Source organism: Enterobacter sp. E14S, from assembly GCF_055666685.1.
In genome coordinates, this window is the sequence record NZ_JBVODQ010000016.1 from 1 (window position 1) to 16,720 (window position 16,720).

Sequence of the window (16,720 nt, forward strand, 5' to 3'; positions counted from 1 at the left end):
CGTCGGTTCAAATCCGGCCCCCGCAACCAATTAAAATTTGATGAAGTATCTTCTACGACTGTAGAAAGACGGACGCGGGGTGGAGCAGCCTGGTAGCTCGTCGGGCTCATAACCCGAAGGTCGTCGGTTCAAATCCGGCCCCCGCAACCAACACTTCTAAAACAATAAACACCCTTAAGGGTGTTTTTTTGTATCTGTCGTTTGTGAATTTGCCGGGCGTTTACCCGGCTGAAAGTGTTATCCGCGTCGCGCCAGCGTCGCCCCGTCAGAGAAATACGCCCGTATCCCCGCCAGAATCGACTCCGCAACCTCCTGCTGGAATTTTGCCGTCTTGAGCTTACGCTCCTCTTCGACGTTACTGATAAACGCGGTTTCGACCAGGATGGACGGGATATCCGGTGCCTTGAGTACCGCAAACCCGGCCTGTTCAACGCTGTTTTTATGCAGCTTATTGATGTTCCCCAGCTTGCCCAGCACCGCTTTACCAAACTTCAGGCTGTCGTTAATGGTCAGCGACTGCACCATATCGAACATGGTGTGGTCGACGTAGCGGTCGCCGCTTTTGCTCACGCCACCAATCAGGTCAGAGGCGTTCTGGGAGTCCGCCAGGAATCTTGCTGCGGTACTGGTCGCGCCTTTGGTTGAGAGCGCGAACACCGACGAGCCGCTTGGCTGGCGGCTGGTAAAGGCATCCGCATGGATCGACACGAACAAATCGGCGCGCTGCTTCTGCGCTTTCGCCACCCGGACCTTCAGCGGAATAAAAATATCTTCATTGCGCGTCATATAGGCGCGCATATTGCCTTCTTTATCAATCAACGCCTTCAGGCGGCGGGCAATTTGCAGCACCACGTCTTTTTCACGCGTGCGGTATTTCCCCACCGCGCCGGAGTCTTCGCCGCCGTGGCCGGGATCGAGCATGATCACAATCGGACGATCGCGCCCTGCTTTTCCGGGCTGCGGGCCACTTTGCGCAGGCGGCACCTGACGCTGAAGATCGCCCTTGTTGTAGTCCTCCAGCAGAGCGAGAAGCGGATCCTGGATATCCGTTGCGTTGGCCGGGTAGAGATCCATCACCAGGCGCTCTTTAAACGTCGCGACGGGCGCCAGGGCGAACAGCTGCGGCTTAACGTTCTGTTTAAGCTCAAACACCATGCGCACGGTTTGCGGATCAAACTGCCCGACGCGAGCCGATTTAATAAACGGATCGTCACCGCGGATCTGCGCCGCCATCCCTTTCAGCACGGAGTTGAGGTTAACGCCTTCGAGATCCACCACCACGCGTTCCGGGTTGCTGAGGGCGAATTGCTTATATTTCAGCACGCGATTGGATTCAACCGTCACGCGCGTATAGGTCGACGACGGCCAGACGCGCACCGCCACCACCTGACTCGTGGCGGCAAGACCGACCTGACTGACGCTAAGCAACCACATTGCCCCGGCCCCTTTTAACAAACGGCGGCGGCTTATTGCTGAATTGGATCCCGACATGCTTCTCCCGAGCAAGAACACTGACTGATATACAAAATGTCCAAATTGACCGAAAACTTTAACGAATGACGCATAAACTGTCATCTATAAAGGGTAAACAATCATACGCTAACGCACGGATTACTTACCAATTTCTGTGGGTCGCGGAAAATTTGCGCTTGCACACGCGGCCACAATCGAATAAAAATACAGAAATTACGAATAAACATTCATTAAGGGTTGTGCCATGGTGAAGGAACGTAGAACCGAACTGGTCCAGGGATTCCGCCATTCTGTTCCCTATATCAATGCCCATCGGGGAAAAACGTTTGTCATCATGCTTGGTGGCGAAGCCATTGAGCATGAAAATTTTTCCAGCATCGTCAATGACATTGGCCTGCTGCACAGCCTCGGGATCCGCCTGGTGGTGGTGTATGGCGCGCGTCCGCAGATCGACGCCAACCTGGCCGCTCACCACCACGAGCCGATTTACCACAAGCACACCCGCGTCACCGATGCCAAAACCCTGGAGCTGGTGAAACAGGCGGCGGGTCTGCTGCAGCTGGATATTACCGCGCGTCTCTCCATGAGCCTGAACAATACGCCGCTGCAGGGGGCGCATATCAACGTCGTGAGCGGCAACTTTATCATTGCCCAGCCGCTCGGCGTGGACGATGGCGTGGATTACTGCCACAGCGGCCGTATCCGTCGTATTGATGAGGAAGCTATTCACCGCCAGCTGGACAGCGGTGCCATCGTGCTGATGGGCCCGGTCGCCGTTTCCGTGACCGGCGAAAGCTTTAACCTGACGTCCGAAGAGATTGCCACGCAGCTGGCGATCAAGCTGAAGGCGGAAAAAATGATTGGGTTCTGCTCCTCCCAGGGCGTCGTGGACGCTGAAGGAACAATCGTACCGGAACTCTTCCCGAATGAAGCCCAGGCCCGCGTTGAAGCGCTGGAATCCGAAGGCGATTACCACTCCGGCACCGTCCGCTTCCTGCGTGGCGCCGTGAAGGCCTGCCGCAGCGGCGTGCGCCGCAGCCACCTGATCAGCTATCAGGAAGACGGGGCCCTGCTCCAGGAGCTGTTCTCCCGCGACGGTATCGGTACACAGATTGTGATGGAGAGTGCGGAGCAGATCCGCCGAGCCACCATCAATGACATCGGCGGCATTCTGGAGCTCATCCGCCCGCTGGAACAGCAGGGTATTCTGGTGCGTCGCTCACGCGAACAGCTGGAGATGGAGATCGACAAATTCACCATTATTCAGCGCGATAACCTGACCATTGCCTGCGCCGCGCTCTATCCGTTCCCGGAAGAGAAGATCGGTGAAATGGCCTGCGTGGCGGTGCATCCTGATTACCGTAGCTCTTCACGCGGCGAAATGCTGCTTGAACGCGTGGCGGCACAGGCGCGCCAGATGGGGCTGAGCAAGCTGTTCGTCCTGACGACGCGCAGTATTCACTGGTTCCAGGAGCGCGGATTCACGCCGGTGGATATCGATTCTCTGCCGGAAACGAAGAAAGAGATGTACAACTATCAGCGTCGTTCAAAGGTGCTGATGGCTGACCTGGGATAATACAACGCTTGCCGGGTCGCGCTGTTCGTACCCGGCCTGGATGTCTGGCGTTGTTCAGAGTGACTCAAATATCGCGCCCAGCCCGCTTCGGCGTTCCGTTCGGGTGGCGATCGCCTGCACCAGCACCCGCTCATCGGTATAGAGCGAAAGACGCTGACGCGCTCGCGTAATGGCAGTATAGATCAGCTCGCGGGTAACGACGGGTGAAAGCTGCGTGGGCAGGATCAGCGCCGCATGGTTAAACTCGGAGCCCTGGGATTTATGCACCGTCATCGCCCAGGCGGTTTCATGCTCGGGCAAACGGCTGGGCTGGAAGGACTTCACGCTCCCGTCCGGCATCTGGAACCAGACTCGCAGGCCCTGACCGCAGTCGAGCGCAATTCCGATATCCCCGTTAAACAACCCCAGCGCGCTGTCGTTGCGGGAGATCATCACCGGTCGCCCTTCATACCAGCGCGAGTGCGAGGTACGGTTAATTTTGCGTTTTTGCGCCAACAGCTGTTCCAGCCTGTCGTTCAACCCCCGGACGCCAAAAGGGCCTTCCCTCAGCGCACAGAGCAGCTGGTATTCGCCAAACGCGGCAATGACCTGCTCCGGCGTACTTTGCTGTTGTACGCCCGTCAGAAAGTGCTGGTACCCCTGCAGGGCGTCGTCCAGCATCGCCTGATACTCTTCCCCGCTTTGCAGCGATTTTTTCTCAATATCCGTAAAGGTACCGTCAAATACCGCTGTGGTGGTGCGCCGGTCGCCCCGGTTCACCGCCGCCGCAAGCTGGCCGATGCCGGAGTCGCTGCCGAAACGGTAGCTTTTTTGCAGCAGACACAGGCTGTCGCGCAGCGCCCCTGCAAGCGAATGGTTTTCAGACGTGAGCGAACATCCGGTGAGACGGGCCAGCTCCTGAGCGCGTTCCGCGGTATATCCCAGGCTGGCATAGGTACAGATATCCCCCAATACGGCCCCGGCCTCAACGGAGGCAAGCTGGTCGCGATCGCCGAGGAAAATGACGCGCGCGTGAGGCGGGAGCGCATCGATCAAACGCGACATCATCGTCAGGTCAATCATCGACGCTTCATCCACGACCAGCACGTCAAGGTGCAGTGGGTTACCGGCATGATAGCGCAGACGCTGGCTACCCGGCTGTGCGCCAAGCAAACGGTGCAGCGTGCTCGCCTCATTGGGGAAAAGCGCAAGCTGATCCCCGGTTAGCGGCAGTTTTTGCAGCGCGCCGCCCAACGATTCCGTCAGACGTGCAGCAGCTTTACCGGTGGGGGCCGCCAGGCGAATACGGCACTTTTGCTCACCCGATAACTGAATCAGCGCGGCAAGCAGTTTTGCCACAGTGGTCGTTTTCCCTGTACCCGGGCCGCCAGAAATCACCGAGATCCGTCGCGTTAAGGCCACGGCTGCCGCCACTTTTTGCCAGTCTGTCGCGTCGTCAGAGGTAAACAGCGTATCCAGCGTTTGCCGGAGCTGCGCTTCATCACAGGGAAGCGGGGCGTTGGTCTCGCTGAAGAAGCGCGCTACCGTCAGTTCGTTACGCCACAGCCGGTTAAGATACAAACGCTCGCCGACAAGGATCATCGGCGTCCCGGTATCGGCTCCGCTCACGGCAGGCGAGCCGAGTAATATCCCCTGCCAGTCCACTTCGTCACCCAGCAGCGCGAAACACGCCTGTAAAGCCGGAGGCATTTTCTCATCCACCGCCAGACGCGACAGCGGCAGACATACGTGCCCTTCCCCCGCGTCTTTGCTCAGAATGGCGGCGGCCAGCATGACGGCAGGCTCCTCGCCAGCCACCATCATGGCGAACTGCACATCCAGGTGACGCAGTAATCGTTGTTCAACAGCGTCCAGCAGTAGCGCCTGCATCGTCATGCCACCTCCTCCGTGCTTGCAGCAAACAGGTTATCCATTTTTTCAATCAGTTCCGCAGCCGGACGCGTGCTAAAGACGCCGGAACGCGGGTCGTTAGCATCCACTCCGCGCAGGAACAGGTAAATGACGCCACCAAAATGATCTTCGTAGCGGTAATCGGCCATGCGATGGCGCAGGTAACGGTGCAGCGCAAGGGTGTAAAGCTGGTACTGCAGATCGTAGCGATGCATTTGCATGGCAGAGGCCATCGCGTCCTGGGTGTAGGCTTCGCTGCTTTCACCCAGCCAGTTTGATTTGTAATCCAGCAGGTAGTAGCGCCCTTCGTGGCGGAAAACCAGGTCGATAAAGCCTTTGAGCATCCCCTGCACCTGGCGGAAGTTCAGCGGCGGGCACCCGGCGGATAACGGATCGTACTCGCAGATCAGCGCATCAAGCGCCTCGGCCCTGAGCGGGCTGGCGATGGGGAGATAAAACTCCATCTCCACCTGCTTATCTTTGGCAGTCAACTGGTTCAGCGAGATCCCCCGCGTCGTGAGCGGCGCGTGCAGTACCGCGCGGATCCAGTCGGTGAGAACCGGCTGCCACTGCGCGTCGTAGCCGCCACTCTGTAACATCTTCAGCACCCACTCTTCGGATACCGGCTGGGTAAAATCCAGCTCTTCAAACAGGCTGTGCAAAAACGTGCCCGGCGAGGCGCCGCGCGGGAACTGGTGCGGCGTGAGCACCGGCTCAGCGGGTACGCTACCGGCTCCTGCGGCATCCACGTCCAGTTTTGGCATCAGATCCTGCGCAATACTCTGCCCGTGCTGCTGCAAACCGGAGTAGCTGGTGACGCGCCAGTCGTCGGCAATGGTACGCACAACCTGGCGGGCATGGAGCTCTGACTCACGCAGCTCCGGCATCTGCCAGCGGCTGTTGTCGGGCTGCGACGGAATATGCAGGGCAACATGCTCCGTGCAAAGCGATTCGATGCACTGGCGCAGGCCCGCCGCGTCTTTGGGTTCGCCGTGCTGAATAAGCCGCCCCAGCGCGCTCAGATGAAAATCACTCTCACCGCTCTTTTCGCCACGGCGACGGAACAGAGGCGCAACGCCCAGGCTGCAGTGCCAGACCGAACGGGTCAGCGCCACGTAAAGCAGGCGCAGGTCTTCCGCCAGACGCTCGGCTTCGGCCAGCTCAACGCTGGACTCCGCGTTGCTGAGATCGAGCACCGCCTCAAAAGACTCGCGATCGTGGTAAAAGGCCTGATCCTGCACGCGATAATTGGCGATAAACGGCAGCCAGACCAGCGGATATTCCAGGCCTTTCGACTTGTGGATGGTGACGATCTGCACCAGATGTTTATCACTCTCAAGGCGCATCTGCTGGCTGGACGAATTGCTGTTCGGATCGGCAATCTGCTGCGCCAGCCAGCGTACCAGAGCGTGTTCGCTCTCCAGCTGCGTACCGGCTTCCTGCAACAGTTCGCTGATATGTAAAATATCGGTCAAACGGCGCTCGCCGCCTGCTGTCGCCAGCATATTCTCCGCAATGTGGCGCTGCGCCATGAGCTCGCGCACCATCGCCATGACTCCACGCTTCTGCCATTTTTCGCGGTAGCGAACAAACTCTTCTACGACAGAATCCCACGCGGCTTCATCATTGTTGAGCGCATCAATATCCCGCGCGTTCAGCCCGAGCATCGCGCTCGCCAGTGCGCTACGCAACGTGCTTTCCCGCTCCGGGGCCAGCACGGCCTGCAGCAGCCATAGCATCTCCTGCGCTTCCAGCGTTTCAAAGACGCTATCGCGGTTCGAGAGATAGACGGAGGGAATATTCAGTAACGTCAGGGCATCGCGGATGAGCGCGGCTTCCTGACGGCTGCGCACCAGCACCGTGATATCGGATGCCTTTACCGGGGCAGGTTTATCCCCCTTCCACAGCAGCGCTTTACCGTGCGCGCCCGCGCTGAGCCAGTCGCGGATTTGTGCGGCACAGTGCTGGGCCATGGCATTTTGATAGTCGGCAACGCCGCAGCCTTCCCCGTCCAGCAGCCAGAAGTTCATGGCAGGTTGCGTCTCGCCGTTGAACTCAAAGCGCAACGAGGCATTTTTCTCGGCGAACTTTACCGGCTGAAACGGGATCTCCCGGAACATAAACGCCGTATCCATGCGGCTGAAGAGCGCGTTGACGCTTTCCACCATGCCGGGAGAGGAGCGCCAGTTAGTATCAAGCGTGTAGTGCGCATCAACTTCGCTACGGGCTTTCATGTAGGTGAAAATATCCGCACCGCGGAAGGCATAAATGGCCTGTTTCGGATCGCCGATTAACAACAGCGCAGTGCCGGGCTGCTGGCGCCAGATACGGCGGAAAATGCGGTATTGCTGAGGGTCGGTATCCTGAAATTCGTCAATCATCGCCACCGGGAAGCGGGTGCGGATCGCGGCGGCAAGCGCTTCGCCATTTTCACTGCACAGCGCCGCATCGAGGCGGCTCAGCATATCGTCAAACCCCAGCTCACCCCGGCGGCGTTTCTCACGCGCGACGGCGTCGCGAATTTCCGTCATGGCGCGGGTAATCATCAGATCGTTGAGCGTTAAGGGCTCAGCCAGCAGGGTTTCAATCGCCACAAACAGAGGATGCTCAGGCACAATGCCGTCGGCTTTGGTCCGCTCAGCCAGGAAACGTTGGGAGAATTTCTCCAGCGCATCCGGGAGCTGGTAGCCTCGCGTCTCTTCCTGCGCCCAGGCGCTGATCTTGTCGATCCATTTCCCCTGGTTGCCACGGTTAAACTTGCGTCGGTCAATCCCGGAATTTTCGATGATTGCGTCAATCTCGCCAACGGACTCAATCCATTTTTGCTTGATGTCGGTAATTTGCGCGATGATTTTTTCATGCCGTGAGGCCAGGGTTTCATCCGCTGGCGGCGGGGATTTGATGACAGGTGCTTCACCCTGCAGATAACGATCGATAGCGCGCAGCAGCGCCTCCGGGCCCTTCCACAGCGCATGTACCGCTTCGGCGATATCGCGCTGTAACGGGTAGCAGTGGCGACGCCAGAAATCCGCGCAGGCCTGATAGCGAAGCACGGATTCATCTTCAATGAGCTGCTGTTCAAACAGCATTCCGGATTCAAATGCATTCAGGCTCAGCATACGCTGGCAAAAACCGTGAATGGTGAAGACGGACGCTTCGTCCATCTGCCGTTCAGCGAGTAACAGCCACTGGGCTGCCTGTTGCTTATCGGCAATCTCTTCCAGAAGGCTCGCGTAGAGAGGGTTATCCGTGCTCTGACGCAGACAGGCGATGCGCAGCTCGTGGATATTGCTGCGAATACGGCCCCGCAACTCAGCGGTGGCAGCCTCGGTGAAGGTGACCACCAGCAGCTCTTCTACGCTCAAAGGGCGTGGAAAAGCGGCGTTGCCGCCAAGCCCCAGCAGCAGACGCAGGTACAGGGCGGCAATGGTGAAGGTTTTTCCCGTTCCCGCTGAGGCTTCAATCAATCGTTCACCCTGCAGAGGTAAACGTAAGGGATCAAGGGACTCAGCGGTATCGGTCATTCTTTCTTACTCCAGGGCATAGATTGCTGCAGCGCGCTGACGCTCTTCCAGACTTTCCAGCCTTTCGGGTTCACGTACTCCGTTTTCCCGTTCTGGCTACCGGAAACCTGAGACAGGATGGTGATTCCCTGCGGCTTAATGACCGCCTGATGGAAGAAGTCGGCAACTTTCTGCGGCGTCAGCTGTTTTATCTCGGCCACTACTTTATCACGCGAATCAAATTTCAGATTACCGCGATCGAAATCTTTGCTCAGCTGCGAGGCTTCTTCACCCAGCGTCTGCGGCGGCTGCATCACCTGTGCGATGACGGCCTGCTGGATCTGCGCAAACTCTTCCGGCTTCATGGCGCGGAGTTTTGCTTCCACCTGCGGGAAGAAGGCCTGGTAACGCTTCCAGAGATACGCCGGCTGTTTATCGCTGCTTTGCAGCAGGAAACCCAGCCCCCACTGTCGGCCTACGTTCATGGAGAAGGCAAACACCGCGTAGCCAAGCTGCTCCTCAGTGCGTAACTGGTTGTAGAACCACGGCTGAATAATTTGCCCCAGTACGGCACTCTGCGCTGAGCTTGCGAATTCATCATAGCCCGTTGGCACAAATACCGCGGCCAGCGCGGAATCCGTGCTGTTACCCGCCTTTTCAAAAATCACATTCTGTTTTTTCTCAACCAGCACGTCCTGGTTGCGGCACCACTCGTCGCCTTTCGAACCGAGCTGAGTGCGTACATTCTCTGCCAGGGTTTTGGCCTGATCCTCACTCATGTTGCCGACGATCAGGAACTCCGGACGCGTGTTGGTTTTCAGCGCATCACGGTAAGCCAGCACGTCTTTTAAGGCGATCGAAGGCAACAGCGCGCGGCGATCCTCTCGCTGGAAATAAGGAACTTGCGACAGCATTTGCGCCGGCATAAGCGCCATATCGTAAGCTTTGCCCTTCTCCGCAGAATCCATCATCTGCGCATACCACGATTTGGCCTGTTCAAGCTGCTCTTCCGTCGGCGTATAGCTGAAATAGCCCTCCAGCAGTGCCTGGAACAGCTGAGGCAAACGCTGGGTATAGCCGTTTGCATTGAGCATCAAACCGTTGTTGGCGTTGGTGGAGAAGCTGATCCCGCCCACCGCCGCCTGGTTGCTGAGCTGATCGAGCGCAATCCCGGCGAGATAGTCATTGAGCGCGAACATCACCTGATTTTTGGCGCTGTTCATCGCTTTCGGGTTACGCAGCACCACGCTGACATCGGCCTTTGGCTCGCTTGCGAAGTAGCGGCTGGGGGTGTACACCACGCGCAGCGTCGGTTCATCAACGATGAGCGCCGGGTGCGGGTAATCTTTAGTCGTTTTGGTCAGCGAGAAGTCATCCGGAATATAGGGGTTCAGCTCCGGCAGCTTCAACGCAATCTCCCCGGCCTTCTTCTGCCAGTCGGCGAAGGTCTGCGCGCTGATTTTGTCCACCTGATAAGGAGCATCGACAAAATACGCCGTCTTGTTATGCGGTTCGTTCGGGCTGATGTACCAGATGCGGGCATTCTCCGGCGTCATCATCGCCAGGCGGGCTTTTACCGCATCGGCATCATAGCGGTCGGCAATATTGACCGCATCGAGGGTGTGTTCCACCGGCACGCGGATCATGGTATCCGCCAGCCACTCAACGTAATCCATATCGCGGGTAATGGACGGGTAACGGAAATCGAGATCCAGCACGTGGGCGAGCTCATCAAAGTAGCGCTTATCGACGCCTTTCTCACGCAGTAAAGAGAGGTAGCTGAAGATCGCCGCCACCACTTCGTCACGGTTTGCCAGGCCCTTGTCGGTCAGGGTGGCGGAGATCGCCAGCACGCCGCTATTGCCGTTCACAACCGGATCGGAGTCGGCGCGAATACCTTCCACCAGCCCCTGTTTTTGCAGCCAGTCAGAAAGCGTACCCGGGCTACGGTTACCTATCAGATAGGTCACCAGCTCATCGGTTTTACTGCGAAACTGTGCGGTGTTGTTATCAATGCGGAATTCCACGCGCAGCACTTTGCGCGGCAGCGCAGGCACGTAGTGGATCACGATGCCCTTTTGCGCGTCCGTGACCACCGGTACGTCTATCTGCGGCAGGTCGATATTTTTATTCGGCACCCGGCCAAACGTTTTAGCCGCCATGCCTGCCAGTTCTGGCAACGGTTTATTGCTGTAGATGACCGCTTTCATCAGGTTGGCGGAGTAGTATTTATCGCGAAACGCGTGCAGGGCATCAAGCACCGGGCTGTTCGGTTTGTCGCTTAACGTCTCAAGGTTACCGCCGGAGAAGCGCGAACCCGGGTGCGCAGGGTTGATGGTTTCGGCGCTGACCTGGGCCATGCGCATACCGTCTCGCGTGCGGGCAAGGGTCAACTCAGCATTGACGGCATTGCGTTCACGGTCGGCATATTTTTTATCCAGCAGGGGGGCGGCGATGGAATCAGCAAGGCGATCGACCGCGCCTTCCAGCGCATCATTTTCGACTTCGAGATAAAAGGCCGTGCGGTACGGTGCCGTACTGGCATTGTGGCTGCCGCCATGCATTTTCAAAAATTCGGACAGGCTATCTGGCTGCGGGTATTTTTTTGACCCCATCAGCGTCATATGTTCCAGATAGTGTGCAAGCCCAGGATGCGCGTCAGGATCTTCCAGCGATCCAACCGGCACCACTAATGCCGAGAGGGACTTCACCGCCTGCGGATCGGAAACCAGCAGCACAGTCATGCCGTTATCAAGACGAATAGCCTGATATTGACGGGTATCTTTTTCGCTTTTACGAATAGTTTCCTGAACGGGTTGCCAACCGGAGTCTGCCTGAGTGACAGGTACCCAGAGGGCGAAAAACAAAACAAACGCTTTAAACAAGGTGCTACCTCTTTATCACGGCTACATCATTAACACATTGCGTGCTGGACACGCCAACATCTCTTTATTGGGTACATCAGTCCGTGATAAGAAGTGCATCATAATTGAACACCCCATGCTGCGCAATTTTTATACAGCGCTCAGGACTGATTAAATTTAAACAACGACAGCAGGTAGCGCTGCGCCTCTTCCGTGATGGCCTCAAAGTACTCTGGCTCAAGCGTTCGCCATAAGCGCTGATACCAGACATCTTCACCTTCGCCCCGCACCATCATGTTACCTTCGTAGGCCTGCATAAATTTACTGCGCGCTTTCTGCAGTGACGCCTCATCCGTTAACATCGCATCATTCTGTGCGTCATAACAGGCTTTTATCCAGGCCCCGCCACTTTCCGGCAGTAACAGGAGCGGTTTATTCATTCCCTGACGGTAGCCCTCAATGTACAAAGACAGATACCGTAACGCCTGCTCAGACTCCATCGGCGGGAAGCGCCATTCGCCCTCTTTGCGCACAAATATCCTACTTTCACCTTTATGACCACCCGCACTGTAGACAAGATGTTCCAGCCAGAGTTGCAAACCCTGTGAAACGCTCAGCATAGAAGGCCGCCAGCGCAGTAGCCCGTCCGGCTGAACCTGAGTTAACCAGCCCGTGAGCTGTACACCATTGCAGTTGAGATCGATTTCAATGCTTTTCCCTGGCTGTCGGCACGCTCTTACACGCTCTGCCAGGGCGGTCATCTCCTGACACTGCGCCTCCCAGACAATTTCCCCGAATGCCCCATAGGGCAGCTGCCCTGCAGCACGGTAGCGGCGATAAAGTTTGTCCGCATCTTCCTCGTCAACCAGCGCATTCAACAGCTGCAGGTTTAACTGGTAGCGCTCCAGCCCTTCCAGCGTAAAAGGCTCTGCATCAGGAATTTCACTCTCTTCAGAACGGAAGTTGACCTGCAATCGCTGCTGGAAGAAGGCGCGCACCGGATGCGCCCAAAACCGCTGAAGATGTTCGAAGGTCAGGGTATCGACAGGGCGCGGGTCAAGCTCCTGAATGAAATCGGTATGCGCACTCCCCTCCTTTTTCGCCGCCGGTAGCCACTCCTGCGCATAGCTCTGGCGCTCGCTGGGCGTGTAGTTCACCGGGTCAAACGGCATGCGGCTGTGGAAACAGGTGATATGGGCTTTCACCCTCTTCTCGCTTTCATCGCAGTTGCGCTCTTCATCCCCCGTCAGATAGTGACTCTGGCCGATATAGTCCACCAGCTCCTGCACCAGAACGGAGGGAAAACGCTCGCTGTTGTCCTGAATGGAACGGCCGATATAGCTGATATAGAGCTTACTCTGGGCGGAAATGAGCGCCTCAAGGAAGAGGTAGCGGTCATCATCGCGGCGGCTACGGTCGCCCCGCTTTGGATCTGCGCTCATCAAATCGAACCCCAGCGGCGCCAGCGCGCGCGGATAAACGCCGTCGTTCATGCCAAGCAGACAGACCACTTTAAACGGGATAGAACGCATTGGCATCAGGGTGCAGATATTGATGGGGCCTGCCAGGAAACGCTGGCTGATTCGCTCCTGGTCAAGCCGCTGCGTTAGCTCATCCCTCAACAGCGACAGTGGGATTGCATCCTGATAATGGGAATTCACGCCTTCATCGACGATCGCCTGCCACTGCGTTTCAATCAGTGCCATTGCCGCTTCGGTGTCACTGTCTGGCAGGAAGAAATCATTAAGCAATGCCCTGCAAACCGGGAGCCACGCTTCAAGCGGACGCGGCTGCATCAGCTCGTGTCGCCAGCGGTTAAGCTGCATCAGGAGTGATGCTAAATGCCCCACCAGTTCAGCAATTAACCCGCTGGACTCATCGTAAGGCAGCACCTCATTCCACTCGCCCTGGCTGCTCTCCATGGCGTAGCCCAGCAGCATACGCGTCAGGCCAAAACGCCACGTGTGCTGCCCGGTTGGAGGAAGTTCGAACTCCTGAACGTTATCGTCATCGATCCCCCAACGAACGCCAGATTCGTTCACCCACTGGCGAAGGTAGCGCAGCCCCTCTTCATTGATGTTGAAGCGTGCAGCCAGCACGGGAACATCCAGTAACGCCAGGACATCTTCGGAGATAAAGCGGCTATCCGGCAGTGAAAGCAGAGTGATAAAGGCCTGCAGTGCCGGATGCGACTGACGGGCACGACGGTCAGAGATAGCGTAAGGCAGATATCGCTCGCCCGTCGCACTGCCAAAAACGGCCTGGATGAAGGGACTGTAGCTGTCGATATCCGCCACCATCACCACGATATCGCGCGGGGTGAGTTCGGGATCGTCCTGCAGCATCGCCAGCAGCTGGTCGTGAAGTACTTCGACCTCACGCTGTGGGCTATGGCAAACATGGATCGTGATGCTGCGATCGTCAGCATCCAGCTTACGCTTGCTGTCGCTGCGTTCGAATTCTTTCGCCGTCACGCCCATCACGGCACGGTTTTCCAGATCGAGGATATCCAGTTGAATATGATGCAGCAGGCTATCCGGGGCAATATCGACAAAGGCATCCACGTCGCCTTCGCCTGATGAAGTGATGTCTGAAAGCATGTGAATGTAGTCACGCCCCAGCTTCCCCCATGAGGCAAGCAGTGGATTGGGCAGGTTCTGGATACCGTCTTCATCAAAAAGCTGACCGGCAGTCGAGCCGTCTTTAAACAGCGGGACGGAACGTTCTTCAAAAAGGCGCTTTCGTTGGCGAGTTACCAGCCGCGCAAGCCAACGTTCGTCGAGGATATCCCCCCAATACTGTCGGCAAGGGTTGGTGAACAAAATATGGATATCAATATGTTTACCCAGCGCGTTCAACGCCTTCAGATAAACAGGCGGTAATGCGGATATCCCGCAGATAAAAACGCGTGACGGCAGTCGTGCCGGGCGCTCCGACGCATTCTCGAGTATGGAGATAAACCGATCGTACAGGTTGGCACGGTGCCACTTAGGTTGCCCAAGTTTCTCCGTATGCTCTACCAGCGCTTTCCACAGCGGTGCCTGCCATATTTGCGCCTCCGGTAGCCCTTCAACCAACTCGCCCGCTTCCCAACGAATTAACCAGTCAGAGCGGTAAACAAGGTATTGGTCGTAGAGATCGGCGGTGCGCGACGCCAGCTGGAACAGCTTGCGCTTATCGGTATCGTCATTGAGGTAGTGGCGCAGCATGGCGAATTCATCGTGCTGCAGCATTTCCGGCAGCAGGGCCATGAGCTTCCAGCTCATGCCTTGCTTGTTGAAGGCGCTCTGCTCCGGGATGTCCGGCAACACGCGCACAAACATCTCCCAGATAAAGCTCGCGGGCAGCGGGAAATCAATATTTGCGGCTATGCCAAATTTACGGGAAAGCGACATTTGCAGCCACTGTGCCATACCGGTGCTCTGCACCAGCACCATTTCAGGCTCAAAAGGATCGTCAAGCCGCTCGCGCTCAACGATAAATTCCATCAGCGCTTCCAGCACATCCAGACGATTTGAGTGGTAGACCCTTAACATAGACGCTCCCGACTACTGGCTAACCGGGCAATGCAGACGCGTTATCTCACCGCGCCGCCCCAGAGGAGAAATAAGTGTGACCGTGATGCTGACACATCCTGCGTGCGTTGTCTGCCCCCGACTGGCCTGCCAGCCTGCCGGGAGAACATTTGTTGAGAGCTGAGACTGATTCCAGGCATGATGCCAGAGCTGGCGATACTGATTAAACAGTGTAAACCGAGCCGCCAGCGCCCGATGATAACCGGACAAAGCCGTCACGACGATCACCAGCAGCATCATCGCCAGCAGTACCTCAACCATGCTAAACCCTTTTTCTCTGCTCACGGCAGCTGGCATAACGCGCTCTCCTTAAGGGGACAAAAATCACTCCAGCCGTGAGGCGAAAAGCGAACGTTCCCGTCGACAATCTCTCCTGAGCGCCAGAGCAGCAGGCCGCTTTCTCCGGCAATCAGCAGCACACGCGCCCCACTCAGAGGGCGCAAACACGCTCGCCACACAGGAGTCTTCTTGCACTGAACCTGTGGCTCTGACGACCAGCTCTGAACCCGTCCCCATTCAAGCGCGGACTGTACCGTCGCCTGCTGCTGAAGCGAACGGCTCTCCCCGCCGACGAGCGCGCTAAACGTTGTGAGCTGCTGATTGAGACCCGTGAGGATAAGGGTTCCCAGCACCAGTAAAAACAGAACCAGCGCCAGCGAAGACATTCCGCGTTGACGATTCACAGGTTGTACCCCGTGACCGTATACAACGCCTGCCAGGGTTCCCCCTGCTCGCCTTTACGAATCGCCGCCAGTTCGATATTCACCTCTGGCGCAAAACCGGCATGTTCAACTGTCCTCACCACAAAATGCGTGATCGCTAGCCTGTCCGGGTCCGTGAGCTTTTCCCATCCTTTTCCTTCACATGAGGTCGCTCCACGCTGGGTTTCAAGAGCGCCAGACTCCAGACGAAAACCGGTGCTGTCACTTTCTGATGCGCTGTTATCCCAGCTGCCGTTACTGTTGGCATCCCATCGCACAATGACGCAACTTCCTTGCCTGGCTGTCACCAGCGCCTGTCCCTGACAGTTTCCCGCGCAGTACCCCGCACGCTGGAGCTGTTTGCCCAGGGCGAACAGGTGGTGCCAGACCTCTTCCTCCAGTTGTCTCTGACCAGATTGCACTAAGATCGCACACTGCAAGCCGGGTAAAAAACGCGATGCGCTTATCAGCAGGAGACTGCTAATCACTGTTGCAATCAGAACTTCAGTCAGTGAGAAACCTCGCTGCTTCATCGACATGCCCCCCCCGCAGAGACCTTACACATCCTGATGCGTCCTCCATTTGAGACAATAATCAGCCATTCTCCCGCGCGGCTTTGAACGCGTATCCGCCCAGCCCATGCCGTATCCTTTAATCCATAGAACGCGAGCGACGGCGTTACCTCGCCGATCGCGACCTCAGGCCAGAGTGGTATCAGCACAAAGGGACTGCCCTTCTCACAGCCTTGCGCGGCAGAGCTCACCAGACAATCCATGCCTCCCACCCGCAGACGGGTGATTTGATGGTCGCGGTTGTAGCGGTTGGCATGATTGCGCAGAAACAGCAGGTAATCTCGTACCTGACTGGCGGTTTGCCACAGCCGCTGCTGCCGCTGCCAGCTGTCCCAGCCGTAAAGACCTGAGGCGCTGAGGATAACGACAAGCGAAATCGCGACCAGCGTTTCGATAAGCGTAAAACCGTTCTCTTTTTTCATACCGGGAGTGTGGCGAAGCGCGGTGAACATGACGAGCGACGGATCCTCGTTTTACGAGGCGTTATCCGGAGAATCAGGAGTGTTGCAGCGCGTTGCACGCTTTCTGGATAGCGCTTCGGGAAACGGGATAAAGGCGAAAAAAAC

10 protein-coding genes and 1 tRNA gene are annotated in these 16,720 nt (G+C 57.1%); 2 read left to right on the forward strand and 9 right to left on the reverse strand.

All coding sequences use genetic code 11. The features are described 5' to 3' along the window. Positions 1-73: 73 nt before the first annotated feature. Positions 74-150 (forward strand) — tRNA-Met (locus ACZ6J2_RS21100). A gap of 87 nt (positions 151-237) precedes the next feature. Here ACZ6J2_RS21100 and amiC read toward each other — a convergent pair. After that, the gene (gene amiC / locus ACZ6J2_RS21105; RefSeq protein ID WP_029740496.1) at positions 238-1,491 is read right to left on the reverse strand and encodes an N-acetylmuramoyl-L-alanine amidase AmiC; all 1,254 of its coding nucleotides are present in this window, start codon (positions 1,489-1,491) and stop codon (positions 238-240) included. Between the two features lie 226 nt (positions 1,492-1,717). Here amiC and argA point away from each other — a divergent pair, with 226 nt between their 5' ends. Then, positions 1,718-3,049, forward strand: a complete 1,332-nt coding sequence (gene argA / locus ACZ6J2_RS21110) for an amino-acid N-acetyltransferase (protein ID WP_471726579.1) — start codon at positions 1,718-1,720, stop codon at positions 3,047-3,049. A 54-nt stretch (positions 3,050-3,103) separates the two neighbouring features. Here the strand turns inward: argA and recD are convergent, their stop codons facing one another. From recD to ACZ6J2_RS21150, 8 genes are all read right to left on the reverse strand, one after another. Then, complete coding sequence (gene recD, locus ACZ6J2_RS21115) at positions 3,104-4,924, reverse strand: exodeoxyribonuclease V subunit alpha (RefSeq protein WP_471726580.1); 1,821 nt, start codon at positions 4,922-4,924, stop codon at positions 3,104-3,106. Continuing rightward, a complete protein-coding gene (gene recB, locus ACZ6J2_RS21120) occupies positions 4,921-8,463 on the reverse strand; it encodes an exodeoxyribonuclease V subunit beta (protein ID WP_471726581.1) in 3,543 nt (1,180 codons plus the stop codon). The genes recD and recB overlap by 4 nt, the downstream gene beginning before the upstream one ends. Continuing rightward, entirely contained in the window at positions 8,460-11,327 is a 2,868-nt protein-coding gene (gene ptrA, locus ACZ6J2_RS21125; RefSeq protein WP_471726582.1) for a pitrilysin, read from the reverse strand. The genes recB and ptrA overlap by 4 nt, the downstream gene beginning before the upstream one ends. Before the next feature lie 140 nt (positions 11,328-11,467). Then, positions 11,468-14,842, reverse strand: a complete 3,375-nt coding sequence (gene recC / locus ACZ6J2_RS21130; protein ID WP_471726583.1) for an exodeoxyribonuclease V subunit gamma — start codon at positions 14,840-14,842, stop codon at positions 11,468-11,470. A 12-nt stretch (positions 14,843-14,854) separates the two neighbouring features. Further along, positions 14,855-15,178, reverse strand: a complete 324-nt coding sequence (locus ACZ6J2_RS21135; protein WP_047173533.1) for a prepilin-type N-terminal cleavage/methylation domain-containing protein — start codon at positions 15,176-15,178, stop codon at positions 14,855-14,857. Further along, a complete protein-coding gene (locus ACZ6J2_RS21140; protein ID WP_471726584.1) occupies positions 15,163-15,564 on the reverse strand; it encodes a DUF2509 family protein in 402 nt (133 codons plus the stop codon). The genes ACZ6J2_RS21135 and ACZ6J2_RS21140 overlap by 16 nt, the downstream gene beginning before the upstream one ends. Beyond that, positions 15,561-16,121 (reverse strand): prepilin peptidase-dependent protein, encoded by a 561-nt coding sequence (locus ACZ6J2_RS21145; protein WP_471726585.1) that lies wholly within the window; start codon positions 16,119-16,121, stop codon positions 15,561-15,563. The genes ACZ6J2_RS21140 and ACZ6J2_RS21145 overlap by 4 nt, the downstream gene beginning before the upstream one ends. Continuing rightward, entirely contained in the window at positions 16,112-16,576 is a 465-nt protein-coding gene (locus ACZ6J2_RS21150) for a prepilin peptidase-dependent protein (RefSeq protein WP_471726610.1), read from the reverse strand. Before ACZ6J2_RS21150 ends, ACZ6J2_RS21145 begins: the two co-directional genes overlap by 10 nt. Between the last annotated feature and the right edge of the window lie 144 nt (positions 16,577-16,720).